A 24,883-nucleotide genomic window follows, 5' to 3' on the forward strand; every position below is an offset into this window, starting at 1 on the left:
GCTCCCGCTGGGGCGCGAAGCGGCCCCCGCTCTTTGCTCAAAAAGACTGGGACTGCTACGCAGTCCAGCGGGAGCATGCTCCCTCGCCACAGGGCAGCGCTTCTGCTTGACTGAATGGCATTAGGCAGTTGAACGTCGGCGCTGCCTACGGGGTCTTTGAACTAACCCCTCCAGAGCGTCCGCTGCCGCATGGCAAAAACCCACGATTTCGCCAAGCAATGGTTTGCCACCCAAGGCTGGAAGCCATTCGCCTTTCAGAAAGAGGTATGGGCCGCGGTCAAGGCCGGCCAGTCGGGGTTACTGCATGCCAGCACCGGGGCGGGTAAAACCTATGCCTTGTGGTTTGCCGCACTCAACCGTTTCGCCATTACCCGCCCGCCCGCCACAGGCAAACGCAAACCACCTGCCGAGCCGCTGACCGTCCTATGGATCACGCCGATGCGCGCCCTGGCCGCCGACTCCGCACGATCCCTGCAAGCACCGCTGGAGGCCTTGCAGATTCCCTGGAGCGTGGGCCTGCGGACCGGTGACACCAGCAGCAGCGAACGCGCGCGCCAGACCCGTCGCCAACCCACCGCTCTGGTCACCACTCCGGAAAGCCTGACCCTGATGCTGGCCCGTGCCGACAGTGAAACCAGCCTCGCGCACCTGCGCATGGTCATCGTGGATGAATGGCACGAACTGATCGGCAATAAGCGCGGCGTGCAGTTGCAACTGGCACTGGCACGCTTGCGGCGCTGGCATCCTGAGTTGATGGTGTGGGGTATTTCCGCGACGCTGGGTAATCAGGCCCACGCTTTGGAGGTACTGGTTCCACAGGGCGGCGGCATGAATGTACAGGGGCAAACGGCCAAGGCACTGAAAGTCGACACCTTGCTGCCGCCCGTCACCGAGCGCTTTCCCTGGGCCGGGCATATCGGCTTGAAGATGTTGCCGCAAGTGGTCGCCGAGGTAGAGGCCAGCAGCAGTTGCCTGGTATTTACCAACACCCGGGCCCAATCGGAAATCTGGTATCAGGCGATTCTCGACGCCCGACCGGACTGGGCCGGATTAATTGCACTGCACCACGGCTCGCTATCGCGGGAGACCCGGGACTGGGTGGAGCGAGCGTTGAAAGACGGGCAACTCAAGGCGGTGGTGTGCACGTCCAGCCTGGACCTGGGCGTGGACTTCCTGCCGGTGGAACGGGTGCTGCAAATAGGCTCCGCCAAGGGTGTCGCGCGGCTGATGCAACGCGCCGGACGTTCCGGCCACGCGCCAGGGCGGCCCTCACGGGTAACGTTGGTGCCAACCCACAGCCTGGAGCTGGTGGAAGCCGCAGCCGCCCAGGATGCGATCGCCCAACGGCGCATCGAAGCGCGGGAATCACCTTACAAGCCGCTGGATGTGCTGGTACAACACCTGGTCAGCATGGCCTTGGGCGGCGGGTTTACTCCGGCGGCACTGTTGGACGAAGTGCGCGGCGCCTGGGCCTATCGCGACCTCACCGAAGCGGATTGGGCCTGGGCCCTGGGGTTTGTGCGCCATGGTGGCCTGTCACTCACCGCTTATCCGGATTACCGCCGGGTGGAGCCCGATGAGCACGGCATCTGGCGTGTTCCGGATGCCCGCCTGGCACGCCGCCACCGCATGAGCGTCGGCACCATCGTCAGTGATGCCAGTATCCAGCTCAAGTTCTGGAGCAAGGGCGGCGGCGGCAAGAACCTGGGCAGTGTCGAGGAAGGGTTTATTGCAAGGCTCAAGCCGGGGGATGGGTTTCTGTTCGCCGGGCGCTTGCTGGAACTGGTGCGTGTGGAAAACATGACCGCCTATGTGCGCCGCAGCAACGCGAAAAAAGCCGCCGTGCCACGCTGGAATGGCGGGCGCATGCCCCTTTCCAACGAACTGGCCCAGGCGGTGGTCGAGCGTTTTGATACCGCCGCGCATGGGCACTTCGACGGCCCAGAGATGAAGGCGGTGCAACCGTTGCTGCACACCCAATTGCGCTGGTCCGGGCTGCCGACCCGCGAGCATTTGCTGGCTGAAACCCTGCGGTCGCGGGAGGGCTGGCACTTGTTTTTGTATCCGTTCGCTGGCCGCCAAGTACACCTAGGCTTGGCCAGTTTGCTGGCGTGGCGGGTCAGCCAGCAGCAGCCGCTGACCTTTTCGATTGCGGTGAATGATTATGGCCTGGAGCTGTTGAGCGCCACCGAGGTGCAGTGGCCCCAATTGTTGAATACTCGGTTGCTGAGCCCCCAAGGCCTGCTGGCTGACGTAATTGCCAGCCTCAATGCCGGGGAACTGGCCCTGCGCCGCTTTCGCGAGATTGCGCGAATCGCCGGGCTGGTATTTGCCGGCTATCCCGGCGCGCCAAAAAGTACGCGACAAGTGCAGGCTTCCAGTGGTTTGTTCTTTGAAGTGTTCAAGCAATATGACCCACAAAATCTGCTGCTGGCCCAGGCCGGGGAAGAAGTGCTGCGGGACGAGCTAGATATTCGCCGACTGGAACAGACGCTGAATCATCTGTCGACATTGAAGCTGGACCTGCACAGGATCCAGCGGCCCACGCCCCTGGCCTTTCCGCTGCTGGTAGAACGGATGCGCGAAAGCATGAGCTCGGAAAAACTCTCGGAGCGCATCGCGCGGATGGTCAAGGACCTGGAAAAAGTCGCCGACAAAGGGCAAGGCTGATGCATTACCCACTGACGGTTGAAGGCGAAGAACTCTGGCTATTGCCGGACAAGGCCGTGTATTGGCCCGCACGCCGATGCCTGCTGATTGCCGATGCGCATTTTGGCAAGGCTTCGGCCTATCGCAGCCTGGGACAACCGGTGCCGCAGGGCACGACTACGGCCAACCTGGAACGCCTGGACAAGCTGTTATCGGCCCTGCCGTGCGCGCAGTTGATCTTTCTCGGTGATTTCCTCCACGGTCCCGGCTCTCATGCCAGCGGCACCCTGAACGCAATCAGGGCCTGGCGTGAGCGCAATCGCACATTGGCCTTGACCTTGATTCGCGGCAATCACGACAAAAGCGCCGGCGACCCACCGTTGGATCTGGGCATCGAGGTGATCCCCGAGCCCCTGCTGATGGGCCCTTTCGCCTTGCAACATGAGCCAGACGCCCACGCCAGCCATCATGTACTGGCGGGGCATGTGCATCCGGTGTACCACTTGCGCGGCAAAGGGCGCCAGCGGCTACGCCTGCCGTGCTTCCAGATCGGCACTCAGATTAGCCTGCTGCCAGCCTTCGGCGCGTTTACAGGGGGTTATGCCGTGGAGCAGGCCCAGGACCAGCGAATCTTTGTGATTGGCGATCATCAGGTCTGGCCGATTCAATGAATCGACACAGGCCTGCTCAGGTATCAGGCAACGGGTGCGGGTGGCGGCTCGTCCGGTAAGGTCGGCTCACCCGGCTCGGTAGGCTGCGGGTAATCAGGTTCGGGTTGACCTGGGATGCCCCCCGCGTGCGCGGGGTTGGCCATCAAGGACCAGGCCAGAACACCAATCTGGTTGGGTTCAAGCCGGGCGAGTTCTGCGCTGATTCGCGGGTCGATCTTCATAGGGTACTCCTCAAGTATGGCCCGGCGCGTTTCACACGCGCCGAAGCAGTACACCTAGATAGAGTCACTTTCTGCAGACAAATTCCCTTTACCCGTAGGCGCTTTCGATCAAGCGCGTGGGAGAGTGACGCCGCGTTGGCCCTGATACTTGCCCGCACGGTCTTTGTAGGACACTTCACAGGCCTCATCGGACTGCAGGAACAGCATCTGTGCCACGCCTTCGTTGGCGTAGATTTTCGCCGGCAAGGTGGTGGTGTTGGAGAATTCCAGGGTGACGTGGCCTTCCCACTCAGGCTCAAGCGGCGTGACATTGACGATAATGCCGCAGCGGGCATAGGTGCTTTTACCCAGGCAGATGGTCAGCACGTCGCGAGGAATACGGAAGAACTCCACGGTGCGCGCCAGGGCGAAGGAGTTGGGCGGGATGATGCACACGTCGCTCTTGACGTCGACGAAGCTCTTTTCGTCGAAGTTCTTAGGATCGACGATCGCCGAATTGATGTTGGTGAACACCTTGAATTCATCGGCGCAACGCACGTCGTAGCCATAGCTGGAAACGCCGTACGAAATCACGCGCTCGTCGCCTTCGCCACGAATCTGGCGTTCGACGAACGGCTCGATCATGCCGTGTTCCTGCGCCATGCGGCGAATCCACTTGTCCGATTTGATGCTCATGGCGGTGTCCTGAATAGCGAGGCGAAAAAAATCTGTGGGCCATCTTACCGGGGCCGGCGTTGGGGTTCAAAGGCCGCACCGGTTTTCTTGATCAATGCACTGCCAGCTATAAGCCGCAGCCAGCGTGGCCGGGGCCCGGGTGCCCGGCGCCAATGACTGTAAATACCACCGCCAGTCACGAAATTAGAGAAACCTTCGGAAATACCATTGGCACGTTCCTGAAAAAGGGTTAAGGTGGCGCCACTGTGCTGCTTGTGTCACTGAGAATCTCTACACGATATGTTGAATTTCGATCCAACCATCTCCAAGAATTTTTCCTGCTCTTTGCACTCAGTCTCGGCCAGGGCTTTTCCTGAGTCGCAGTTAACTTTGTCCAAGGAGATACACCATGTCTAATCGCCAAACTGGTACCGTTAAGTGGTTCAACGATGAAAAAGGCTTCGGCTTCATCACTCCACAATCCGGTGACGACCTGTTCGTTCACTTCAAAGCTATCCAATCCGACGGCTTCAAAAGCCTGAAAGAAGGCCAACAGGTTTCTTTCATCGCTACCCGCGGTCAGAAAGGCATGCAAGCTGAAGAAGTTCAAGTTATCTAACTTGTACTGACTTAGTCGAAAAAACCCCGCCCTTAAAAGCGGGGTTTTTTTATGCCTGAATTTTGGCTGCTCGTTCCCACGCTCCGCGTGGTAATGCTTTTTGTGACGCTCTGCGTCACCCCTGCATGCCCACGCAAAGCGTGGAACGATCAGCACACCGATGTAATGACGGACACAAAAAAATGTGGGAGCGCAGCTGTATGTGGGAGCTGGCTTGCCTTCGATGCTATCGACTCAGTGCACTAGCTATACCGAGTTGATGCTATCGCAGGCAAGCCAGCTCCCACACAAGCCGGCTCCCACATTTTTGTCTTGTGTCGTTTATTGGAACAACGACTCACTCGACAAGCCATTCTTCTCCAGGATCTCGCGCAAGCGCTTGAGGCCCTCTACCTGGATCTGCCGCACCCGCTCACGGGTCAGGCCGATCTCCAGGCCTACATCCTCCAGGGTGCTGCTCTCATGGCCGCGCAGGCCGAAGCGGCGAATCACCACTTCACGCTGCTTGTCCGTGAGCTCTGAGAGCCACTGGTCAATACTTTGGGAAAGATCATCGTCTTGCAGCAGCTCGCAAGGGTCTGTCGGACGATCATCGGTCAGGGTGTCCAGCAGGGTCTTATCCGAATCCGGACCCAGCGAGACATCGACCGAAGAGACACGCTCGTTAAGGCCCAGCATGCGCTTGACCTCCCCTACCGGTTTTTCCAGGAGGTTGGCGATCTCTTCAGGCGAAGGTTCATGATCGAGTTTTTGCGTCAGCTCACGCGCCGCCCGCAGGTAGACGTTGAGCTCCTTGACCACATGGATCGGCAACCGGATCGTGCGGGTCTGATTCATGATCGCCCGTTCGATGGTCTGGCGAATCCACCAGGTGGCATAGGTGGAGAAACGGAAGCCCCGCTCAGGGTCGAACTTCTCCACAGCCCGGATCAAGCCCAGGTTGCCCTCCTCGATCAGGTCCAGCAGGGAAAGCCCACGATTGACGTAGCGTCGGGCGATCTTCACCACCAGGCGCAGGTTGCTTTCAATCATGCGCTTACGCCCAGCCGGATCGCCCTTCTGCGACAGACGCGCAAAATGGACTTCTTCTTCGGGGGTCAACAGAGGGGAAAAGCCGATTTCATTGAGGTACAGCTGGGTCGCATCGAGCGCCCGGGTGTAATCAACGTACTTGTGCTGCTTCAACGCAGCAGCATTTTTGGATTTGGTGCGAACTGAAGGTGGTGATACCCCTTCATTATCTGACATCGTTTCCAAATCGATGCCGGTCTCCATAAGGAGAACCTCATCGTCGATGTCAAACTCCGGCACTTCTTTACTGAGAGCCATTGTTATAGTCCTTTGGTGAGTTCGACCTCAAGCTCAAGCGACGCCTCTATCCTTGGCAACGCCGGAGCCTGTTCCTTCTACGTGAGGGAACAGGCTGTGCAACACATCAACGACGGGGCAGGAATTGCAGCGGATCTACAGGCTTCCCTTGGCGGCGAATCTCAAAGTGCAGTTTCACCCGGTCTGTGCCCGTTGACCCCATTTCGGCAATCGTCTGTCCGACCTTGACCTGCTGCCCCTCCCGAACCAACAACCTGCGGTTATGACCGTAGGCACTGACGTAGGTATCGCTGTGTTTGATGATGACCAGCTCGCCGTAGCCCCGCAAACCACTCCCGGCGTACACCACCGTCCCATCAGACGCAGCTAAAACAGGCTGTCCCAAATCCCCGGCGATATCAATGCCTTTATTCAAACTACCGTTTGAAGAGAATTTTCCAATCAACACTCCGTTTGAAGGCCATCCCCATCCGGTCGGCGCAGGCCCGGCAGGTGGCAACGGCGCGGGTGCCGGCTTGCTCGCAACCGTAGGCGTAGCGCTGCCTGCAGGCCGAGTGATGATGGTGGTCTTGCTCGAGGACGATGGCGAAGAACCCGACTTTGTCACAACTGCCGTAGGTGCAGAACCTGAGCGACCATCGAAACGAATGGTCTGCCCGGGATGGATCGTATACGGCACAGGAATGTTGTTACGGGCGGCCAGCGCCTTGTAGTCCCAGCCATAACGGAAGGCAATCGAGAACAGTGTGTCGCCTTTGCGCACCACGTATTGGCCGGTGGTGACCGTAGGTCTCTGGGGGGTTGCGTTGGTACGGTCAACGACCCGCGCACCGCCGGATGGCGTGCTCGAGCAGGCTGCCAATAAGGAACTCAAGACAAGGCCAAGCACCAGTCGCTGAAAGCTTGTTTTACTCATTCGCTGCGCAGGACCTGTGAGACTCACCCGCCGCTCCCTTTGTGGTGGCTGAACGTTAACGCCTGGATCAGGCTTGAAATATGACGCAAGTATAACTGGGCATTGGCTTTTTACTGGCACCTGACTGAAAGGAAAAATTCATCATGTTTAATCGTGGCTGCCAGGTGTGTTGATTCAATAGACCCCGCCGTAAGACACATCCCCGTCTACAGAATTCACTGCGCGCGAATAAATGATCAGGCCAGCGGGCCGTTGAGCAAGGGGACGAAACGCACAGCACCGAGTACATGCCGGGAAAAGCCTTCGTCTTCGCGGATAATAAGCATCAACTGTTGCACTTCGCCGGAGCCCACCGGGATGACCAAACGCCCGCCAGGCGCCAATTGATCCAGCAAGGCTTGCGGCACATCGGTGGCGACGGCGGTGACGATGATACCGTTGTAGGGCGCCAGCGCCGGCCAGCCCTCCCAACCATCGCCCCAGCGGAATACCACGTTGCGCAGGTTCAGCTCCACCAAACGCTCTTTGGCCCGGTCCTGTAGCACCTTGATGCGCTCGACCGAAAACACCCGCTCTACCAATTGCGACAGCACGGCCGTCTGGTAGCCGGAGCCGGTACCAATCTCCAGCACCTTGTCCAACGGCCCCGCCGCCAGCAGCAGCTCGCTCATGCGCGCGACCATGTAGGGCTGGGAGATGGTCTGGTTGTGGCCGATGGGCAACGCTGTGTCTTCATAGGCGCGATGTGCCAGCGCCTCATCGACAAACAGGTGCCGCGGCGTGCGCCGGATCACTTCCAGCACCTGCGCGTTGGACAAGCCTTCTTCATACAGACGCTGGATCAACCGCTCCCGGGTGCGCTGGGAGGTCATCCCAATCCCACGGCGCAACAGATCGTCTTGTTCACGAGCCATCAACGCAGTCCCTCCAGCCAGCCATCAAGGCCACTGAAGGCATCACTGAAGGTGCGATCAAACAGCAGAGGAGTAACGGAGACATAGCCTTGCATCACCGCATGAAAGTCCGTGCCTTCGCCGCCATCTTCGGCGTCGCCGGCGGCGGCGATCCAATACCCTTCCTTGCCGCGAGGGTCGACCACCTTCAAGGGCGCCGCCGCACGGGCGCGATGGCCCAGGCGCGTGAGTTGGATACCGCGAATATGGTCGAGGGGCAAGTTGGGGATATTGACGTTGAGCACCGTACGCGGCGGCAGGTCCAGGGAAGCATGGGCCTCCACCAACTTGCGCGCGTAGTAGGCCGCCGTCGCCAGGTTATCCAGTTGCCGCGAAGCAAAGGAAAAGGCAAAGCCGGTGCGGCCCAGGAAGCGCCCTTCAAGGGCCGCCGCCACGGTGCCGGAATACAGCACGTCATCGCCCAGGTTGGCGCCCAGGTTGATCCCCGAGACCACCAGGTCTGGCTGGTGCTCCAGCAAACTGTTGATTGCCAGGTGCACGCAGTCGGTGGGGGTGCCGTTAACGCTGATAAAGCCATTGGCCAGGACCCGCGGGTGCAGCGGACGGTCGAGCGTCAGCGAACTGCTGGCGCCGCTCTTGTCCTGGTCGGGGGCAACCACCACGCACTCGGCGTAATCCTGCAGCGCAGCATGAAGCGCAGCAAGACCGGGTGCGGTGGCACCGTCATCGTTTGATATCAGAATACGCATGGGCTGTCCGTCTGCCCCACCGGCACCAGATCAACAAGCTCGCGCACCAAGACAGTGGCGAAGCATCCGGCCGGCAGGACGAATTCCAATTGCAGAATGTCAGGCCCGGGATAATGCCACGTCAACCCGCCAATGGGCAGTCGCAGAATGCGACGTTCCTGGCTCATTCCCGCCTTCACCAACCAATCACGTAGGTCTGCTTCTCCAGCGACGACAGATTGTTCCAACTCGTATGTAAGACCTTTCGCCGGCGAATCGCCTTCGCCCCACTGCGGGCCGGTGGGATGCAGGTCCAGGATCGCAAGCCGCGGGTCACTGCACTCAGCTTCCCCGGCCGGAAAAAAACTGCGACTGTCGGTAAACGCCAGCAGATCGCCAACTTGGGCACGCTGCCATGAACCGTCGGCGACGCGGGCCGCCAACACTTGGTTGAACAGGTAACTGCGAGCCGTGGACAGCAAGCGCGAGCGCACGTTGCGCTGCTCGGGCAGGGCCTTGCGGGCAGCCCACTCGCGAGCATCCACCACATTGCCGCCGTTGTGGCCAAAACGCTGGGTGCCGAAATAATTGGGGATGCCGTGCCGGGCAATCAACTGCAGACGTGCGTCGATGGCAGCGGTGTCGCCGGCCAGTTGGGTCAGGCGCAAGGTGAAACCATTGGCCGAATGGGCCCCACGCTGCAACTTGCGCTTGTGACGGGCGGTTTTAAGGATCTTGAGGGTGTCGTTTTCTGCGCCGCTCATGTCCGGGTCGGCCTTGCCGGGCAACTGCACGCTGAACCACTGGCGGGTCAGGGCCTGACGATCCTTGAGCCCGGCATAGCTGACGGTGCGCAATGGCACCCCAGCAGCCTTGGCGATACGCCGTGCGGCTTCCTCAGTGTTCAAACCGCGCTTTTCCACCCACAGCCACAGGTGCTCGCCATCGCCGGTCAGCGGGAGGTCCAGCACCTCATCAACCTGGAAGTCTTCGGCCGTGGCCTTCAGTACCGCGCTGCCCAGGGCCTCGCCATAGGCCCGCGGGCCCAGCAGTTGCAGGTCGTTCATGCGCGCAGCAACAAGGCGACGGAGTGCACCGCAATGCCCTCTTCACGACCGGTAAACCCGAGCTTTTCGGTGGTAGTGGCTTTCACGTTGACTTGATCCAATTCAATTTGCAGGTCTGCGGCGATCACTGCGCGCATCGCTTCAATATGGGGGGCCATTTTCGGCGCCTGGGCGACGATGGTGTTATCGACGTTGCCGACCTTCCAGCCCTTGGCATGGATCAGGCCGACCACATGGCGCAGCAACACACGACTGTCCGCCCCTTTGAAGGTGGGGTCGGTGTCCGGAAAGTGCTTGCCGATATCGCCTAATGCAGCCGCGCCGAGCAAGGCATCGCTCAAGGCGTGCAGGACCACGTCGCCGTCGGAATGAGCCAGCAACCCATGGTGGTGTGCAATGCGCACGCCGCCCAGGGTGATGAAATCGCCTTCAGCGAAACGGTGCACATCGTAGCCGTGGCCAATACGCATAAAAAAACGCCCCGATTTAATTCAGGGCGTGATTCTACCTACTTTTGCCTCAGATTAACCGAGCAAAGCACGCCCATGATGACGCAAATGGTCTTCGATGAAGCTGGCGATGAAAAAGTAGCTGTGGTCGTAGCCAGGCTGCAGGCGCAGTTCCAGCGGATGGTTGGCTGCCTTGGCCGCCTGCAGCAGGGCTTCAGGCTTTAGCTGAACGGCGAGGAAATCGTCGCGATCGCCCTGGTCCACCAACAGCGGCAGCTTTTCCGAGGCTTCGCTGATCAGCACGCACGCATCCCATTCACGCCACTTAGAGCGCTCTTCACCCAAATAACGGGAAAAGGCTTTCTGACCCCAAGGACAGTCCATCGGATTGTTGATCGGCGAAAATGCCGACACCGACAGGTAACGTCCAGGGTTGCGCAGCGCACAGACCAGCGCACCGTGACCGCCCATGGAGTGGCCGCTGATGCCGCGCTTATCCGACGCAGGGAAATGCGCTTCCACCAAGGCCGGTAACTCCTGTACCACGTAGTCATGCATCCGATAGTGCTTGGCCCAGGGTTCCTGGGTGGCATTGAGGTAGAAGCCGGCGCCGAGGCCGAAGTCCCAGGCATTGTCCGGGTCGCCCGGCACGCCGGGGCCACGGGGGCTGGTGTCCGGCGCGACGATAATCAAGCCCAACTCGGCGGCCATGCGCTGGGCGCCGGCTTTCTGCATGAAGTTCTCATCGGTACAGGTCAGACCGGACAGCCAATACAGCACCGGTAATTTACCGCCCTGCTCTGCTTGCGGCGGCAGATAGACCGCGAAGGTCATGTCGCAACCGAGCACATCCGAATGATGCTTGTAGCGTTTATGCCAGCCGCCGAAGCTCTTCTGGCATGACAGGTTTTCCAGACTCATGGCCGACCTCAGAAGTGAATGACGGTACGAATGCTCTTGCCTTCATGCATCAGGTCAAACGCTTTGTTGATATCTTCCAGGCCCATGGTGTGGGTGATGAAGGTGTCCAGCGGGATTTCACCGGTCTGGGCCATTTCCACGTAGCTTGGCAATTCGGTACGACCGCGCACGCCACCAAACGCCGACCCACGCCAGACGCGCCCGGTGACCAGTTGGAATGGGCGAGTGGCAATTTCCTGGCCAGCACCGGCCACACCGATGATCACCGACTCGCCCCAGCCTTTGTGGCAGCACTCAAGAGCCGCACGCATCAGTTGTACGTTGCCGATGCACTCGAAGGAAAAGTCCACGCCGCCGTCGGTCAAATCCACGATCACATCCTGGATTGGGCGGTCGTAGTCTTTCGGGTTGATGCAGTCGGTAGCACCCAGTTGCTTGGCGATTTCGAACTTGGCTGGGTTGATATCGATGGCGATGATGCGCCCGGCCTTGGCCTTGACTGCACCGATAATCGCCGACAGACCAATGCCGCCCAGACCGAAGACGGCCACGGTGTCGCCCGGTTTGACCTTGGCGGTGTTGATCACCGCACCGATACCGGTAGTGACACCGCAACCGAGCAGGCAGACTTTTTCCAACGGCGCTTCTTTAGGAATCTTGGCCACGGAGATTTCCGGCAGCACGGTGTACTCGGAGAACGTCGAGGTGCCCATGTAGTGGAAAATCGGCTGGCCCTTGTAGGAGAAACGCGTGGTGCCATCCGGCATCAAGCCCTTGCCCTGCGTGGCGCGAATGGCCTGGCACAGGTTGGTCTTGCCACTCAGACAGAACTTGCACTTGCCGCATTCCGGGGTGTACAGCGGGATCACGTGATCGCCCACAGCGACCGAAGTCACGCCCTCGCCAATGGCTTCCACCACTGCGCCGCCTTCATGGCCGAGGATCGACGGAAAAATGCCTTCCGGGTCGGCGCCCGACAAGGTGTAGGCGTCGGTGTGGCACACGCCGGACGCAACTACCCGCAGCAGCACCTCGCCAGCCTTGGGCATGGCGACATCCACTTCAACAATCTCAAGGGGCTTCTTGGCTTCGAAGGCTACGGCGGCACGGGACTTGATCATCCGGGTTTCTCCATCGGGTTAAAAACTGAGACGGTGAGTGTAAATCATCACCCATTGATGAATAATCCGGACCAAAGCAAAACATTATTGCTGTACAGGGACAATCACCATGCTGGAGAACCGCTGGGAAGGCATTGACGAGTTTGTCGCGGTGGCCGAATGCAGCCAGTTCACGGCGGCGGCCGAACGGTTAGGGGTGTCTTCATCCCATGTCAGCCGGCAAGTGGCGCGTCTTGAAGAACGCCTGCAAACCCGATTGCTGTACCGCAGTACGCGCAAGGTGACCTTGACCGAAGCCGGTCAGACCTTCCTGCAGCACTGCCAACGCCTACAGGACGGTCGCGAGGAAGCGTTGCGGGCGGTGGGCGACCTGACCAGCGAACCCAAGGGCATGTTGCGCATGACCTGCGCCGTGGCCTATGGCGAACGTTTTATCGTGCCGCTGGTGACGCGGTTCATGGCGCACTATCCGCAACTGCGCGTGGACATCGAGTTGACCAACCGCTCGCTGGACCTGGTCCATGAAGGCCTCGACCTGGCCATCCGCCTGGGACGCCTGCAAGACTCGCGCATGGTCGCCAGCCGCCTGGCGCCTCGGCGCATGTACCTGTGCGCCTCCCCCTCCTACCTCGAACGGTACGGTCGACCACACAGCTTGTCGGAGTTGAGCCGGCATAACTGTCTGATTGGCAGCTCGGATATCTGGCAAATGGCCCAGGATGGGCGGGAATTTTCCCAGCGTGTGCAAGGCAATTGGCGCTGCAACAGTGGGCAAGCGGTGCTGGATGCGGCGTTGCAAGGCATGGGCTTGTGCCAGTTGCCGGATTACTACGTGCTGGAGCATCTGCACAGCGGGGCGTTGGTGTCGCTGCTGCAGGCTCATCAACCGCCGAATACCGCCGTGTGGGCGCTGTATCCGCAGCAGCGGCATTTGTCGCCGAAGGTGAGGAAGCTGGTGGATTTCTTGAAGGTGGGGTTGGCGCAGAGGCCGGAGTACAAGCATTGAACTGAGGGGGTCTGCATCGGCCTCATCGCGGGCAAGCCCGGCTCTCACAGTTGACCGCGTTGTCTGATGTGGCAGCGATCAAATGTGGGAGCTGGCTTGCCTGCGATGCAGCAGACTCGGTCTGGCAGGTTACCGCCGGTTAACCCAGCGCAACTTCAACCACTCGAAGTCTTCCGGCCGAGTCACCTTGATATTGTCCGAACGCCCTTCGATCAGGCGCGGTGCCTGCCCAGACCATTCCATGGCCGACGCTTCATCGGTGATCACCGCATCGGCCACCAGGCTGTCGGCCAAGGCGCGATGCAAGGCGCCCAGGCGGAACATCTGCGGCGTGTAAGCCTGCCAGATCAGGCGGCGATCAATGGTGTCCACCACACGGCCGTGCTTGTCGACACGCTTGAGGGTGTCGCGCGCCGGCACCGCCAGCAGGCCGCCTACCGGATCGTCAGCCAGTTCCGCCAACAATTTGTCGAGGTCATCACGGCTCAGGTTAGGCCGCGCAGCGTCATGCACCAACACCCACTCGTCATCACTTGCGCCCAGGGCGTTGAGTTGCAGCAGCGCATTGAGTACCGAGCCGGAACGTTCCGAGCCCCCGTCGGCACGCTGGATACGCGGGTCATTGGCGCATGCCAAGGTGGGCCAATAAGGATCGTCAATTGCAAGACTGACCACCAGGCCCTTGAGGCATGGATGGTCGAGAAAACAGCCGAGGCTGTGTTCGAGAATAGTGCGCCCGCCCAATTGCAGGTACTGCTTGGGACGGTCCGCAGCCATACGGGCACCGACGCCCGCAGCAGGAATCACGGCCCAGAAGGCCGGTAAATCGTGGCTCATTGGGCCAACTGGTAGAGGGTCTCGCCCTCCTTGACCATGCCCAACTCATGACGAGCCCGCTCTTCAACGGTCTCCGTGCCTTTTTTCAGCTCAAGCACTTCAGCGTCGAGGACACGGTTGCGCTCCAGCAGGCGTTCGTTTTCGGCACGCTGGTCGGCAATTTGCTGGGTCAACTCTTCTACCTGCGCAAAGCTGCCATTACCGACCCATAGGCGGTACTGCAGGCCAGCCAGCAACAAGAGCAAGACGAGGAACAACCAATTGGGACTGCGCATCGAAATCCGGGTATCCATTGAATAAAGACAGTCATGCAAACCTTTTGCAGCAACTGATAGCACAAAGCCTGGTAAAACCAGGCTTGCGCTTGTCAGTCAGCAGATTAGCGCCGAAATTCACATTTTCGTGAGATTTCCGACGCAATCCGCCGACTTTTTACCATTTACTGTTCAGCCGCGAAACTCGGCGCGACCGTTGTACTTGGCTTTACCTGCCAATTGCTCTTCGATGCGCAGCAATTGGTTGTACTTGGAGACGCGATCGGAACGGCACAGGGAACCGGTCTTGATCTGGCCCGCCGAAGTACCCACGGCCAGGTCGGCAATGGTGGAGTCTTCGGTTTCGCCGGAGCGATGGGAGATCACGGCGGTGTAGCCCGCGGCCTTGGCCATCTGGATGGCTTCAAGGGTTTCGGTCAGGGTGCCGATCTGGTTGAACTTGATCAGGATCGAGTTGGCGATCTTCTTGTCGATGCCTTCTTTCAGGATCTTGGTGTTGGTCACGAACAGGTCGTCACCCACCAGCTGGATTTTTTCGCCGATCTTGTCGGTGAGGATTTTCCAGCCATCCCAGTCGGACTCGTCCAGGCCGTCTTCGATCGAGATGATCGGGTAGCGCTGGGTCAAGCCTTTGAGGTATTCAGCGAAGCCTTCGGAGTCGAACACCTGGCCTTCGCCGGACAGGTTGTACTTACCGTCTTCATAGAATTCGCTGGCGGCGCAGTCCAGGGCCAGGGTCACGTCGGTGCCCAGCGTGTAGCCAGCGTTGGCCACAGCTTCGGAGATGACTTTCAGTGCATCTTCGTTGGAGGCCAGGTTCGGCGCGAAACCACCTTCGTCTCCCACGGCAGTGCTCAGGCCACGAGCCTTCAGTACAGCCTTGAGGTGATGGAAAATCTCGGTGCCCATGCGCAGGCCTTCGGAGAAGGACTTGGCGCCCACTGGCTGCACCATGAACTCCTGGATGTCGACGTTGTTATCCGCGTGCTCGCCACCGTTGATGATGTTCATCATCGGCACCGGCATCGAGTAGACGCCCGGAGTGCCATTCAGGTTGGCAATGTGTGCGTACAACGGCAGGTCCTGGTCCTGGGCTGCTGCCTTGGCGGCGGCCAGGGATACCGCGAGGATGGCGTTGGCGCCGAGGCTGCCTTTGTTTTCAGTGCCGTCGAGCTTGATCATCGCGTGGTCCAGGGCTTTCTGGTCCAGCGGGTCCTTGCCCAGCAACAGGTCACGAATCGGACCGTTGATGTTGGCTACAGCCTTGAGTACACCCTTGCCCAGGTAACGGCTCTTGTCGCCATCACGCAGTTCCAGCGCTTCGCGCGAACCGGTGGAAGCACCGGACGGCGCGCAGGCGCTGCCGATGATGCCGTTATCGAGAAGCACGTCGGCTTCGACGGTGGGGTTGCCACGGGAGTCGAGAACTTCACGACCTTTGATGTCGACGATTTTTGCCATTGTTGTAAACACTCCAAAGTTGACGAAAACGACGCAGCTGAAGGAAATCTTTTGACCGACCGCAAGGGTGGAACAACGGGGCAGGCTTGCAGACGACAAGGCTCAGGCCCGGGGGCCTGAGCGTAAAGCGTGGGAAATTCTACCGGAGAAATGCCAGTTACGCGGTCTCTACCGTCGGAAAACTCTTGACCAGCTCGTCCAACTGCTTGAGTTGGGCCAGGAATGGCTCCAGCTTGTCCAGGCGCAGCGCGCATGGGCCATCACATTTGGCGTTGTCCGGGTCCGGGTGAGCTTCAAGGAACAGGCCCGCCAGGGACTGGCTCATGCCCGCCTTGGCCAGGTCCGTCACCTGGGCACGGCGCCCGCCAGCGGAGTCCGAGCGACCACCGGGCATTTGCAGCGCGTGGGTTACGTCGAAGAACACTGGGTATTCGAACTGTTTCATGATGCCGAAACCGAGCATGTCCACCACGAGGTTGTTATAGCCGAAGCTCGAACCCCGCTCGCAAAGGATCAACTGGTCGTTACCCGCTTCCACGCATTTGCTCAGGATGTGTTTCATCTCCTGAGGAGCGAGGAATTGGGCTTTCTTGATGTTGATCACCGCGCCGGTCTTGGCCATGGCGACCACGAGGTCGGTCTGGCGCGACAGGAAAGCCGGCAACTGGATGATGTCGCACACCTCGGCGACCACCGCAGCCTGCTCAGGCTCGTGGACGTCGGTGATGATCGGCACGCCGAAGGCTTGCTTGATGTCCTGGAAGATCCGCATGCCTTCTTCAAGGCCCGGGCCGCGATAGGAGGTCACGGACGAACGGTTGGCCTTGTCGAAGCTGGCCTTGAAGACGTAAGGAATACCCAGCTTCTGGGTGACCCGCACGTACTCTTCACACACCTGCATCGCCATGTCGCGGCTTTCCAGCACGTTCATGCCGCCGAACAGCACCATGGGCTTGTCGTTGGCAATCTCGATGTCGCCTACGCGAATGATCTTCTGGGCCATCAGGTTTACGCCTTCTTCTGATGTTGCGTCAGTGCTGCTTTGACGAAACCACTGAACAACGGGTGACCGTCACGCGGTGTCGAGGTGAACTCCGGGTGGAACTGGCAAGCCACGAACCACGGATGATCCGGTGCCTCGACCACTTCAACCAGCTTGCCATCACCGGAGCGGCCGGAGATTTTCAGGCCAGCTTCTTTGATCTGCGGCAGCAGGTTGTTGTTCACTTCGTAACGGTGGCGGTGACGCTCAACGATCACGTCCTTGCCGTAGCAGTCGTGTACCAGCGAGCCGGCTTCCAGCAGGCAATCCTGTGCACCCAGGCGCATGGTGCCGCCCAGGTCGGAGGTTTCGGTACGGGTTTCAACGGCGCCGGTGGCGTCTTCCCACTCGGTGATCAGGCCCACGACCGGATGGCCGCTGGTGTGATCGAACTCGGTGGAGTTGGCGTCTTTCCAGCCCAGCACGTTACGGGCGAACTCGATAACAGCCACTTGCATGCCCAGGCAGATACCCAGGTACGGCACCTTGTTTTCACGGGCGTACTGCACTGCGGTGATCTTGCCTTCCACGCCACGCAGGCCGAAACCGCCGGGAACGAGGATAGCGTCAACACCTTCGAGCAGCGCGGTGCCCTGGTTCTCGATGTCTTCGGAGTCGATGTAGCGCAGGTTGACCTTGGTACGGTTGCTGATACCGGCGTGGCTCATGGCTTCGATCAGCGACTTGTACGCGTCCAGCAGTTCCATGTACTTGCCGACCATGGCGATGGTGACTTCATGCTCAGGGTTGAGCTTGGCGTCGACAACCGCTTCCCACTCGGACAGGTCGGCGCCGCCGCACTGCAGGCCGAAACGCTCGACCACAAAATCATCCAGCCCCTGGGAATGCAGGATGCCCGGGATCTTGTAGATGGTGTCGGCGTCTTCCAGGGCAATCACCGCACGTTCTTCAACGTTGGTGAACTGCGCGATCTTGCGGCGCGAGGAAATGTCGATCGGATGATCGGAGCGGCATACCAGCACATCCGGCTGCAGGCCTATGGAACGCAGTTCCTTGACCGAATGCTGGGTAGGCTTGGTTTTGGTTTCGCCGGCAGTGGCGATGTACGGCACCAGTGTCAGGTGCATCAGCATCGCGCGCTTGGCGCCGACTTCGAAACGCAACTGGCGGATGGCTTCGAGGAACGGTTGGGACTCGATGTCACCCACGGTGCCACCGATCTCGACCATCGCCACGTCGGCATCGCCTGCACCCTTGATGATGCGGCGCTTGATTTCGTCGGTGATGTGCGGGATCACCTGGATGGTTGCACCCAGGTAGTCACCACGGCGCTCTTTGCGCAGCACGTGCTCGTAGACACGGCCGGTGGTGAAGTTGTTGTTCTGGGTCATGGTCGTGCGGATGAACCGCTCGTAGTGGCCCAGGTCCAGGTCGGTCTCGGCGCCGTCGTGGGTGACGAACACTTCACCGTGCTGGAACGGGCTCATGGTGCCCGGGTCAACGTTGATGTACGGGTCCAGCTTGAGCATGGTGACCTTAAGTCCCCGCGCCTCCAGGATGGCCGCCAATGAAGCGGAGGCAATGCCTTTCCCCAATGAAGAAACAACACCGCCCGTGACGAATATGTAGCGCGTCATGAAAAACCCTAGAAGTCTGCGTTAAAGCGGTCCGAGCCGCCGGGGAAAGCGAAGGAAGGCCGAAGCCCCCGATCACCTGCATTAATCACAGTGCACCTTTCAAAAAAACCGCCGCGTTGTGACAGACCAGCAATGAAGCACCGGTACGTTGATCGCTACACATTTTTTGGAATCGCCCAGCAAAGACTGCTTGGTAATCGGCAACGACTGCGATTCAGGCGAATCCACAGAAGTTGTATCAAGAAGGGAGCGTAGTCTACCGGAAAGGCGCTATCAGCTCAAACCTTGATCGCAGGTCTGTGGCAACCAATCCAATTGCACCTCACCCACCGACCTGGACCATGCCCCCGCAACGCTTGGCACAGCCAGCAATTGCTCGCCCCGATAGACCAGCGGCAATCTGCCACGGGCGAAACCCGGCATGCCGCTTTCATTCAGCAGACGCTTGAGATTCCGCCGGCCTCGGCCCGCTACGTCGATGATTTCGCCACCCTGGCGATAACGCACCTCCAGCGGGCCTTCGGGGGCCTTGCCGATAAACCTCAGTTGACCATTGCCCGTTAACTCTAGTGGATCTTGCGGATCGGGCCAGCTCACCGATGCGTCGGAAAACTCCGACCAGGTCGAGGGCAACCACCAGATGCGTTCACCGCTACGCTGCATTTGGCCGTCGGCCAGGCGCCACAGAGGCTGTGCGTCGCTCTTGGCATCGCGCAGGGCATGCCAACCGGCCCAGTGGTCGCTGTCGGGTAAACGGGTCAGTGGCGTGAGCCAATGCCGCAGGGCGTTACGCTGGCGGGCATCGGATAGCTCGCGCAATGGTTCAAGCGCCAGGGACGGCAGAGGCAACCAGGGAAACGCAGAAGGCTGATCGGCGCGCTGCAGGTCCATCATCGCCAATTCGTCGAGCAGCCCTTGCGCCTCAGCCATGTGTTCAGCCGTGCGAGCCAAGTGGGTGATCGCCTGTGGCCAGCGTTTCGTCAGCGTGGGAAGTACGTGGTGACGCAGGTAATTGCGGGAAAACCGTGGTTCAACGTTGGAGGGGTCGTCGATCCACTGCAACTGATGCTGATGGGCGTAGGCTTCCAGGTCGCTACGGGAAAATGCCAGCAACGGCCGCACCAAGCACCCCTGCGCCAAGGGGCGATGCTCAGGCATAGCCGCCAGCCCTCTTACACCGGCGCCACGCAGCAGGCGAAACAGCAGGGTTTCGGCTTGATCGTCGCGATGCTGGCCAGTGAAAAGCACCTCCCCCACCCCTAGGACCTGCATGAACGCTTGGTAGCGCGCCTCGCGGGCCGCACGTTCAAGGCTCGCACCCTGACTGACCTGCACGCGCATGACGCGCAAAGGTACGCCCAGGCTGTCGCAGACCGATTGGCAATGAGAGGGCCAAGCATCGGCAGCAGCTTGCAGGCCATGGTGGACATGGACGGCGCTGACAGGAGGCAGATTTTCGATTTTGGCCAATGAGGCCAGGAGGTGCAGCAGAACGGTGGAGTCGAGACCGCCGGAGAATGCGATATGCCAGGCCGGCGCGTTGCGCCAGTCGGCCAGGGTGTGCAGGAGTGTGGCCGGCAGGGTTGGTTTCATCACACGTCACCGCCGCAAAGCTTGAATACGTCCGTCAGCATACACAAAGCAAATGTGGGAGCCGGGCTTGCCCGCGATGCAGGCACCTCGGGGTATCAGTGATACCAAGGTGATGCTATCGCCGGCAAGCCAGCTCCCACACAAGCCGGCTCCCGCATTGGGTACAGCGTCGGCTTAGAGGCCGTAGCTCATCAGGCGCTCATAACGACGAGCCAGCAGCGCTTCGTTATCCAGCTTCTTGAGCATCGCCAGTTGCGATCCCAACTCGGCACGGATGGTCGCAGCAGCGGCAGCCGGGTCACGGTGGGCGCCGCCCAGTGGCTCGGCGATGACCTTGTCCACGATACCCAGGCCTTTGAGGCGATCGGCGGTGATACCCATGGCTTCGGCAGCGTCCGGCGCCTTTTCGGCGGTTTTCCACAGGATCGAGGCACAACCTTCCGGCGAGATCACCGCGTAGGTCGAGTACTGCAACATGTTCAGTTGGTCGCAGACACCAATGGCCAGGGCACCGCCGGAACCACCTTCACCAATCACAGTGGCGATGATCGGGGTTTTCAGGCGCGCCATGACGCGCAGGTTCCAGGCAATCGCTTCGCTCTGGTTGCGCTCTTCGGCGTCGATACCCGGGTAGGCACCCGGCGTGTCGATGAAGGTCAGGATCGGCATCTTGAAGCGCTCGGCCATTTCCATCAGGCGGCACGCCTTGCGATAGCCTTCCGGGCGCGGCATACCGAAGTTGCGGCGTACTTTCTCGCGCACTTCACGGCCCTTCTGGTGACCGATCACCATCACCGGCTGGTCGTCCAGGCGAGCGATGCCGCCCACGATGGCTGCGTCGTCGGAGAAGTGACGGTCGCCGTGCAACTCGTCGAACTCGGTGAAGATGTGTTCGATGTAGTCCAGGGTGTAGGGACGGCGCGGATGGCGAGCCAGGCGCGCGATCTGCCAGCTGGTCAGCTTGCCGAAGATGTCTTCGGTGAGCGTGCTGCTCTTGTCTTGCAGGCGAGCGATTTCATCACCGATGTTCAGCGAATTGTCATTGCCGACCAGGCGCAGCTCTTCGATCTTGGCTTGCAGGTCAGCGATCGGCTGTTCGAAATCAAGAAAATTCGGGTTCATAAGCGTCCGTCTTGGGTCGACGGCCAAGGGGTGCCTGGCCAGCCGGTTGTCTATTCGCGCCCTACCTTAAGGGAGAGGCGCGTTTAGGTCGAGATTAAATGTTTAGTCGAGATCAGATCTATATGACCGTCAACGGTATTGGAGGAAGACGTTGTCTCGCCCGAACTGGTCACGCAAAGCTTGAATCAAGCCATCAGCGGGATCAATTCGCCACGTCTCACCAAACTGCAACATGGCCTTGGCATCGCTGCCGGTGTACTCCATGGTCACCGGGCATGCGCCACGATGGCGTTTTAGCAGGTCACCCAACCAGCGTAGCTGATCACCTTTAAGCGCTTCGGTCTTGACCTTCAGGCGCAGGCTTTCGGCCAGGTTGGTGCGGGCGTCTTCCATGCTCATCACGCGCTTGATGCGCAGGCGCAGGCCACCGGAGAAGTCATCATTGCTGACCTCCCCTTCCACCACCACCATGGCGTCGGTCTGCAACAGCGATTGGGCGGAGTGAAACGCGTCGGCAAACAATGACGCTTCGATGCGGCCCGAGCGGTCATCGAGGGTGATGAAGCCCATCTTGTCGCCCTTCTTATTTTTCATCACCCGCAGGGCGATGATCATACCGGCGACGGTCTGGGTATCCCGCGCCGGTTTCAGGTCGATGATGCGCTGGCGGGCAAAACGGCGGATTTCGCCTTCGTACTCGTCAATCGGGTGGCCAGTGAGGTACAGGCCCAAGGTGTCTTTTTCACCCTTGAGGCGCTCCTTCAGAGTCAGCTCCTTGGCCTTGCGGTGATTCGCGTAGACATCCGCATCTTCTTCGACGAACAGCCCGCCAAACAGGTCGGCGTGGCCGCTGTCATGGGTACGGGCGGTCTGTTCGGCGGCCTTGATCGCCTCTTCCATGGCGGTCAGCAGCACCGCACGGTTGCGGTCGATATTGGCCTGGTAAGCCTTCGGCTCATCATGAAAATACGGGCCAAGACGGTCGAGTGCGCCGCTGCGGATCAGGCCATCGAGGGTACGCTTGTTGATGCGCTTGAGGTCAACGCGTGCGCAAAAGTCGAACAGGTCCTTGAACGGCCCGTCCTGACGCGCTTCGGTAATGGCCTCGACCGGGCCTTCGCCCACGCCTTTGATCGCGCCAAGGCCATAGATGATGCGGCCTTCGTCGTTCACCGTGAACTTGAACTCCGAAGCGTTCACGTCCGGCGCGTCGAGGCGCAGCTTCATGGTGCGCACTTCCTCGATCAAGGTCACGACCTTGTCGGTGTTGTGCATATCCGCCGAAAGTACCGCCGCCATGAACGGTGCCGGGTAGTGGGCTTTCAGCCAGGCGGTCTGGTACGACACCAGGCCATAGGCGGCGGAGTGGGATTTGTTGAAGCCATAACCGGCGAACTTTTCTACCAGGTCGAAGATGTTACCGGCCAGGTCGGCATCAATATTGTTGGTGGCGCAACCTTCAATGAAACCGCCGCGCTGCTTGGCCATTTCCTCGGGCTTTTTCTTACCCATGGCGCGACGCAGCATGTCCGCACCGCCGAGGGTGTAGCCGGCCATCACCTGGGCGATCTGCATCACCTGTTCCTGGTACAGGATGATGCCGTAGGTCGGCGCCAGTACGGGCTTGAGGCCTTCATACTGATAGTCGGAATGCGGGTAAGCCAGCTCGGCCCGGCCGTGTTTACGGTTGATGAAGTCATCCACCATGCCCGATTGCAGCGGGCCCGGACGGAACAGGGCCACCAGTGCGATCAAGTCTTCCAGGCAGTCGGGCTTGAGCTTTTTGATCAGCTCCTTCATGCCCCGGGATTCAAGCTGGAACACTGCGGTGGTTTCGGCTTTTTGCAGCAGGCTGTACGTCGGCTTGTCGTCCAGCGGGATAAACGCGATATCCAGCGGCTCTTCGCCGACCTTGGCACGGTCGCGGTTGATGGTCTTGAGTGCCCAGTCGATGATCGTCAGGGTCCGCAGGCCGAGGAAGTCGAACTTCACCAGGCCGGCGGCCTCCACGTCGTCCTTGTCGAACTGGGTGACCAGGCCGTCGCCTTCTTCATCGCAATAGATCGGCGAAAAGTCGGTGAGCTTGGTCGGCGCAATAACCACACCACCGGCGTGTTTACCGACGTTACGCACCACGCCTTCGAGCTTGCGCGCCATGTCCCAGATTTCGGCGGCTTCTTCATCGACCTTGATGAAGTCGCGCAGGATTTCTTCCTGCTCGTAGGCTTTTTCCAGGGTCATGCCGACTTCGAACGGGATCATCTTCGACAGGCGGTCCGCCAAACCGTAGGATTTGCCCTGCACCCGCGCCACGTCGCGGATTACCGCTTTGGCGGCCATGGAGCCGAAGGTGATGATCTGACTTACCGCGTTGCGACCGTATTTTTCGGCCACGTACTCAATCACGCGGTCACGGCCATCCATGCAGAAGTCGACGTCGAAGTCGGGCATGGAAACCCGTTCCGGGTTCAGGAACCGTTCGAACAGCAGGTCATATTCAAGCGGGTCAAGGTCGGTGATCTTCTGTACGTAGGCCACCAGCGAGCCAGCACCTGACCCCCGGCCAGGGCCTACCGGCACACCGTTGTTTTTGGCCCACTGGATAAAGTCCATTACGATCAGGAAGTAACCGGGGAACCCCATCTGGATAATGATATCCAGCTCGAAATTCAACCGATCGACATACACCTGGCGCTTGGCTTCGTAGTCCTCGGTGGTGTCCTTGGGCAGCAGGACGCTGAGGCGTTCCTCCAGGCCATCGAACGACACTTTGCGAAAGTATTCGTCGATGGTCATGCCATCGGGAATCGGGAAGTTGGGCAGGAAGTGTTTGCCCAGCTTCACTTCGATGTTGCAGCGCTTGGCGATCTCGACGGAGTTTTCCAGGGCCTCGGGCAAGTCGCTGAACAGCTCCGCCATTTCCTCGGCGCTTTTGAGGTACTGCTCTTCGCTGTAGTTCTTCGAGCGGCGCGGGTCATCCAAGGCACGGCCTTCGCCGATGCACACGCGGGTCTCGTGGGCTTCGAAATCTTCTTTCTTGATAAAGCGCACATCATTGGTCGCCACCAGCGGCGCACCCAGCTTATCGGCCAGGGCTACGGCAGCGTGCAGATGCTCTTCATCGTTGGGGCGGTTGGTGCGCTGGACTTCCAGGTAGAACCGGCCTGGGAACACCTGCATCCACTCACGCGCCAGCACTTCGGCTTCCTGAGGGTTGCCGCCCAGCAGCGCGATGCCGATTTCGCCCTCTTTGGCCGCCGAGAGCATGATCAGTCCTTCGCTGGCTTCGGCCACCCACTCGCGCTCGATGATGATCGAGCCGTTGCGCTGACCATCGATAAAGCCACGGGAGATCAGTTCGGTGAGGTTGCGATAACCCACGCCGTTCATCGCCAGCAGGCTGATGCGGCTCAGGGGGCTATCCGGGTCTTTGTTGGACAGCCACAGATCGGCGCCGCAGATCGGCTTGATGCCGGCGCCCATGGCGTTCTTGTAGAACTTGACCAGGGAACACATGTTGTTCTGGTCGGTAACCGCAACCGCAGGCATGTTCATGCCCACCAGGGTTTTGACCAGCGGTTTGATCCGTACCAGGCCGTCGACCAGGGAGTACTCAGTGTGCAGGCGTAGATGAACGAATGAAGCCGGCATAGTGATCCTGTCTTGATACATGAAAACAACAAGGCCCGG

The 24,883-nt window shown here is 59.9% G+C and carries 22 protein-coding genes; 4 read left to right on the forward strand and 18 right to left on the reverse strand.

Annotated features, from left to right (window positions below; genetic code table 11):
* The first annotated feature begins 189 nt into the window (after positions 1-189).
* Together BT204_RS11765 and pdeM are read left to right on the forward strand one after the other, a co-directional pair.
* Entirely contained in the window at positions 190-2,670 is a 2,481-nt protein-coding gene (locus BT204_RS11765; protein ID WP_057975610.1) for a ligase-associated DNA damage response DEXH box helicase, read from the forward strand.
* Entirely contained in the window at positions 2,670-3,320 is a 651-nt protein-coding gene (gene pdeM, locus BT204_RS11770) for a ligase-associated DNA damage response endonuclease PdeM (protein WP_054917875.1), read from the forward strand. Before BT204_RS11765 ends, pdeM begins: the two co-directional genes overlap by 1 nt.
* A 23-nt stretch (positions 3,321-3,343) precedes the next feature.
* Here pdeM and BT204_RS11775 read toward each other — a convergent pair whose 3' ends face one another.
* Complete coding sequence (locus tag BT204_RS11775) at positions 3,344-3,541, reverse strand: hypothetical protein (RefSeq protein WP_005785769.1); 198 nt, start codon at positions 3,539-3,541, stop codon at positions 3,344-3,346.
* A 108-nt stretch (positions 3,542-3,649) separates the two neighbouring features.
* Entirely contained in the window at positions 3,650-4,216 is a 567-nt protein-coding gene (gene dcd, locus BT204_RS11780) for a dCTP deaminase (RefSeq protein WP_003189215.1), read from the reverse strand.
* A 388-nt stretch (positions 4,217-4,604) separates the two neighbouring features.
* On the opposite strand from dcd, the gene BT204_RS11785 reads away from it, so the two are divergent.
* On the forward strand, positions 4,605-4,814 hold the full coding sequence (locus tag BT204_RS11785; RefSeq protein ID WP_002554837.1) for a cold-shock protein: 210 nt from the start codon (positions 4,605-4,607) through the stop codon (positions 4,812-4,814).
* 321 nt (positions 4,815-5,135) lie between these two features.
* On the opposite strand, the gene rpoS is transcribed toward BT204_RS11785, so the two are convergent.
* The 8 genes from rpoS to BT204_RS11825 form a co-directional block, all read right to left on the reverse strand.
* Complete coding sequence (gene rpoS, locus BT204_RS11790) at positions 5,136-6,143, reverse strand: RNA polymerase sigma factor RpoS (protein WP_034126846.1); 1,008 nt, start codon at positions 6,141-6,143, stop codon at positions 5,136-5,138.
* Positions 6,144-6,249: 106 nt separating this feature from the next.
* The gene (locus BT204_RS11795) at positions 6,250-7,086 is read right to left on the reverse strand and encodes a peptidoglycan DD-metalloendopeptidase family protein (RefSeq protein WP_003189213.1); all 837 of its coding nucleotides are present in this window, start codon (positions 7,084-7,086) and stop codon (positions 6,250-6,252) included.
* Positions 7,087-7,295: 209 nt separating this feature from the next.
* Positions 7,296-7,931 (reverse strand): protein-L-isoaspartate(D-aspartate) O-methyltransferase, encoded by a 636-nt coding sequence (locus tag BT204_RS11800; RefSeq protein ID WP_169850588.1) that lies wholly within the window; start codon positions 7,929-7,931, stop codon positions 7,296-7,298.
* A 41-nt stretch (positions 7,932-7,972) separates the two neighbouring features.
* Entirely contained in the window at positions 7,973-8,722 is a 750-nt protein-coding gene (gene surE, locus BT204_RS11805) for a 5'/3'-nucleotidase SurE (protein WP_003189210.1), read from the reverse strand.
* Positions 8,710-9,768, reverse strand: coding sequence for a tRNA pseudouridine(13) synthase TruD (gene truD, locus BT204_RS11810; protein ID WP_072446892.1), 1,059 nt, complete (start codon positions 9,766-9,768; stop codon positions 8,710-8,712). Before truD ends, surE begins: the two co-directional genes overlap by 13 nt.
* Positions 9,765-10,238 carry a 2-C-methyl-D-erythritol 2,4-cyclodiphosphate synthase gene (gene ispF / locus BT204_RS11815; protein ID WP_034126843.1) on the reverse strand — a complete coding sequence of 158 codons (474 nt, stop codon included), beginning with the start codon at positions 10,236-10,238 and terminating at the stop codon, positions 9,765-9,767. The genes truD and ispF overlap by 4 nt, the downstream gene beginning before the upstream one ends.
* 54 nt (positions 10,239-10,292) lie before the next feature.
* Positions 10,293-11,138, reverse strand: a complete 846-nt coding sequence (fghA, locus tag BT204_RS11820) for an S-formylglutathione hydrolase (protein ID WP_058410376.1) — start codon at positions 11,136-11,138, stop codon at positions 10,293-10,295.
* A gap of 8 nt (positions 11,139-11,146) precedes the next feature.
* Positions 11,147-12,259 (reverse strand): S-(hydroxymethyl)glutathione dehydrogenase/class III alcohol dehydrogenase, encoded by a 1,113-nt coding sequence (locus BT204_RS11825; RefSeq protein WP_003189203.1) that lies wholly within the window; start codon positions 12,257-12,259, stop codon positions 11,147-11,149.
* A 109-nt stretch (positions 12,260-12,368) separates the two neighbouring features.
* Between BT204_RS11825 and BT204_RS11830 the strand changes: the two genes are divergently transcribed.
* Positions 12,369-13,265 (forward strand): LysR substrate-binding domain-containing protein, encoded by an 897-nt coding sequence (locus tag BT204_RS11830; RefSeq protein WP_034126841.1) that lies wholly within the window; start codon positions 12,369-12,371, stop codon positions 13,263-13,265.
* Between the two features lie 129 nt (positions 13,266-13,394).
* Here BT204_RS11830 and ispD read toward each other — a convergent pair whose 3' ends face one another.
* From ispD to dnaE, 8 genes are all read right to left on the reverse strand, one after another.
* On the reverse strand, positions 13,395-14,102 hold the full coding sequence (gene ispD, locus BT204_RS11835; protein WP_072446894.1) for a 2-C-methyl-D-erythritol 4-phosphate cytidylyltransferase: 708 nt from the start codon (positions 14,100-14,102) through the stop codon (positions 13,395-13,397).
* Positions 14,099-14,377 carry a cell division protein FtsB gene (ftsB, locus tag BT204_RS11840; RefSeq protein ID WP_003189195.1) on the reverse strand — a complete coding sequence of 93 codons (279 nt, stop codon included), beginning with the start codon at positions 14,375-14,377 and terminating at the stop codon, positions 14,099-14,101. The genes ispD and ftsB overlap by 4 nt, the downstream gene beginning before the upstream one ends.
* Positions 14,378-14,548: 171 nt before the next feature.
* Positions 14,549-15,838 carry a phosphopyruvate hydratase gene (eno, locus tag BT204_RS11845; protein ID WP_034126839.1) on the reverse strand — a complete coding sequence of 430 codons (1,290 nt, stop codon included), beginning with the start codon at positions 15,836-15,838 and terminating at the stop codon, positions 14,549-14,551.
* Positions 15,839-15,995: 157 nt separating this feature from the next.
* The gene (kdsA, locus tag BT204_RS11850; protein WP_003189190.1) at positions 15,996-16,841 is read right to left on the reverse strand and encodes a 3-deoxy-8-phosphooctulonate synthase; all 846 of its coding nucleotides are present in this window, start codon (positions 16,839-16,841) and stop codon (positions 15,996-15,998) included.
* A gap of 5 nt (positions 16,842-16,846) precedes the next feature.
* Positions 16,847-18,478: a CTP synthase gene (locus BT204_RS11855; RefSeq protein WP_034126838.1), complete on the reverse strand. Its 1,632-nt coding sequence runs from the start codon at positions 18,476-18,478 to the stop codon at positions 16,847-16,849.
* Positions 18,479-18,751: 273 nt separating this feature from the next.
* Positions 18,752-20,071, reverse strand: coding sequence for a tRNA lysidine(34) synthetase TilS (gene tilS / locus BT204_RS11860; RefSeq protein WP_072446896.1), 1,320 nt, complete (start codon positions 20,069-20,071; stop codon positions 18,752-18,754).
* A 174-nt stretch (positions 20,072-20,245) separates the two neighbouring features.
* Entirely contained in the window at positions 20,246-21,193 is a 948-nt protein-coding gene (locus BT204_RS11865; RefSeq protein WP_003189182.1) for an acetyl-CoA carboxylase carboxyltransferase subunit alpha, read from the reverse strand.
* A 129-nt stretch (positions 21,194-21,322) separates the two neighbouring features.
* The gene (dnaE, locus tag BT204_RS11870; protein WP_072446898.1) at positions 21,323-24,844 is read right to left on the reverse strand and encodes a DNA polymerase III subunit alpha; all 3,522 of its coding nucleotides are present in this window, start codon (positions 24,842-24,844) and stop codon (positions 21,323-21,325) included.
* Between the last annotated feature and the right edge of the window lie 39 nt (positions 24,845-24,883).

Source organism: Pseudomonas sp. NFPP02 (assembly GCF_900119355.1).
GTDB lineage: Bacteria > Pseudomonadota > Gammaproteobacteria > Pseudomonadales > Pseudomonadaceae > Aquipseudomonas > Aquipseudomonas paracarnis.

Excerpts from the sequence above, each read along its gene's own strand:
- BT204_RS11855 (WP_034126838.1), bottom strand. The coding sequence starts at position 18,478 with ATGACGCGCTACATATTCGTCACGGGCGGTGTTGTTTCTTCATTGGGG.
- ftsB (WP_003189195.1), bottom strand. The coding sequence starts at position 14,377 with ATGCGCAGTCCCAATTGGTTGTTCCTCGTCTTGCTCTTGTTGCTGGCT.
- surE (WP_003189210.1), bottom strand. The coding sequence starts at position 8,722 with ATGCGTATTCTGATATCAAACGATGACGGTGCCACCGCACCCGGTCTT.
- BT204_RS11865 (WP_003189182.1), bottom strand. The coding sequence starts at position 21,193 with ATGAACCCGAATTTTCTTGATTTCGAACAGCCGATCGCTGACCTGCAA.
- BT204_RS11800 (WP_169850588.1), bottom strand. The coding sequence starts at position 7,931 with ATGACCTCCCAGCGCACCCGGGAGCGGTTGATCCAGCGTCTGTATGAA.
- kdsA (WP_003189190.1), bottom strand. The coding sequence starts at position 16,841 with ATGGCCCAGAAGATCATTCGCGTAGGCGACATCGAGATTGCCAACGAC.
- dcd (WP_003189215.1), bottom strand. The coding sequence starts at position 4,216 with ATGAGCATCAAATCGGACAAGTGGATTCGCCGCATGGCGCAGGAACAC.
- dnaE (WP_072446898.1), bottom strand. The coding sequence starts at position 24,844 with ATGCCGGCTTCATTCGTTCATCTACGCCTGCACACTGAGTACTCCCTG.
- BT204_RS11775 (WP_005785769.1), bottom strand. The coding sequence starts at position 3,541 with ATGAAGATCGACCCGCGAATCAGCGCAGAACTCGCCCGGCTTGAACCC.
- pdeM (WP_054917875.1), top strand. The coding sequence starts at position 2,670 with ATGCATTACCCACTGACGGTTGAAGGCGAAGAACTCTGGCTATTGCCG.
- truD (WP_072446892.1), bottom strand. The coding sequence starts at position 9,768 with ATGAACGACCTGCAACTGCTGGGCCCGCGGGCCTATGGCGAGGCCCTG.
- BT204_RS11785 (WP_002554837.1), top strand. The coding sequence starts at position 4,605 with ATGTCTAATCGCCAAACTGGTACCGTTAAGTGGTTCAACGATGAAAAA.
- BT204_RS11830 (WP_034126841.1), top strand. The coding sequence starts at position 12,369 with ATGCTGGAGAACCGCTGGGAAGGCATTGACGAGTTTGTCGCGGTGGCC.
- tilS (WP_072446896.1), bottom strand. The coding sequence starts at position 20,071 with ATGAAACCAACCCTGCCGGCCACACTCCTGCACACCCTGGCCGACTGG.
- ispF (WP_034126843.1), bottom strand. The coding sequence starts at position 10,238 with ATGCGTATTGGCCACGGCTACGATGTGCACCGTTTCGCTGAAGGCGAT.
- eno (WP_034126839.1), bottom strand. The coding sequence starts at position 15,838 with ATGGCAAAAATCGTCGACATCAAAGGTCGTGAAGTTCTCGACTCCCGT.
- fghA (WP_058410376.1), bottom strand. The coding sequence starts at position 11,138 with ATGAGTCTGGAAAACCTGTCATGCCAGAAGAGCTTCGGCGGCTGGCAT.
- ispD (WP_072446894.1), bottom strand. The coding sequence starts at position 14,102 with ATGAGCCACGATTTACCGGCCTTCTGGGCCGTGATTCCTGCTGCGGGC.
- BT204_RS11765 (WP_057975610.1), top strand. The coding sequence starts at position 190 with ATGGCAAAAACCCACGATTTCGCCAAGCAATGGTTTGCCACCCAAGGC.
- BT204_RS11825 (WP_003189203.1), bottom strand. The coding sequence starts at position 12,259 with ATGATCAAGTCCCGTGCCGCCGTAGCCTTCGAAGCCAAGAAGCCCCTT.
- rpoS (WP_034126846.1), bottom strand. The coding sequence starts at position 6,143 with ATGGCTCTCAGTAAAGAAGTGCCGGAGTTTGACATCGACGATGAGGTT.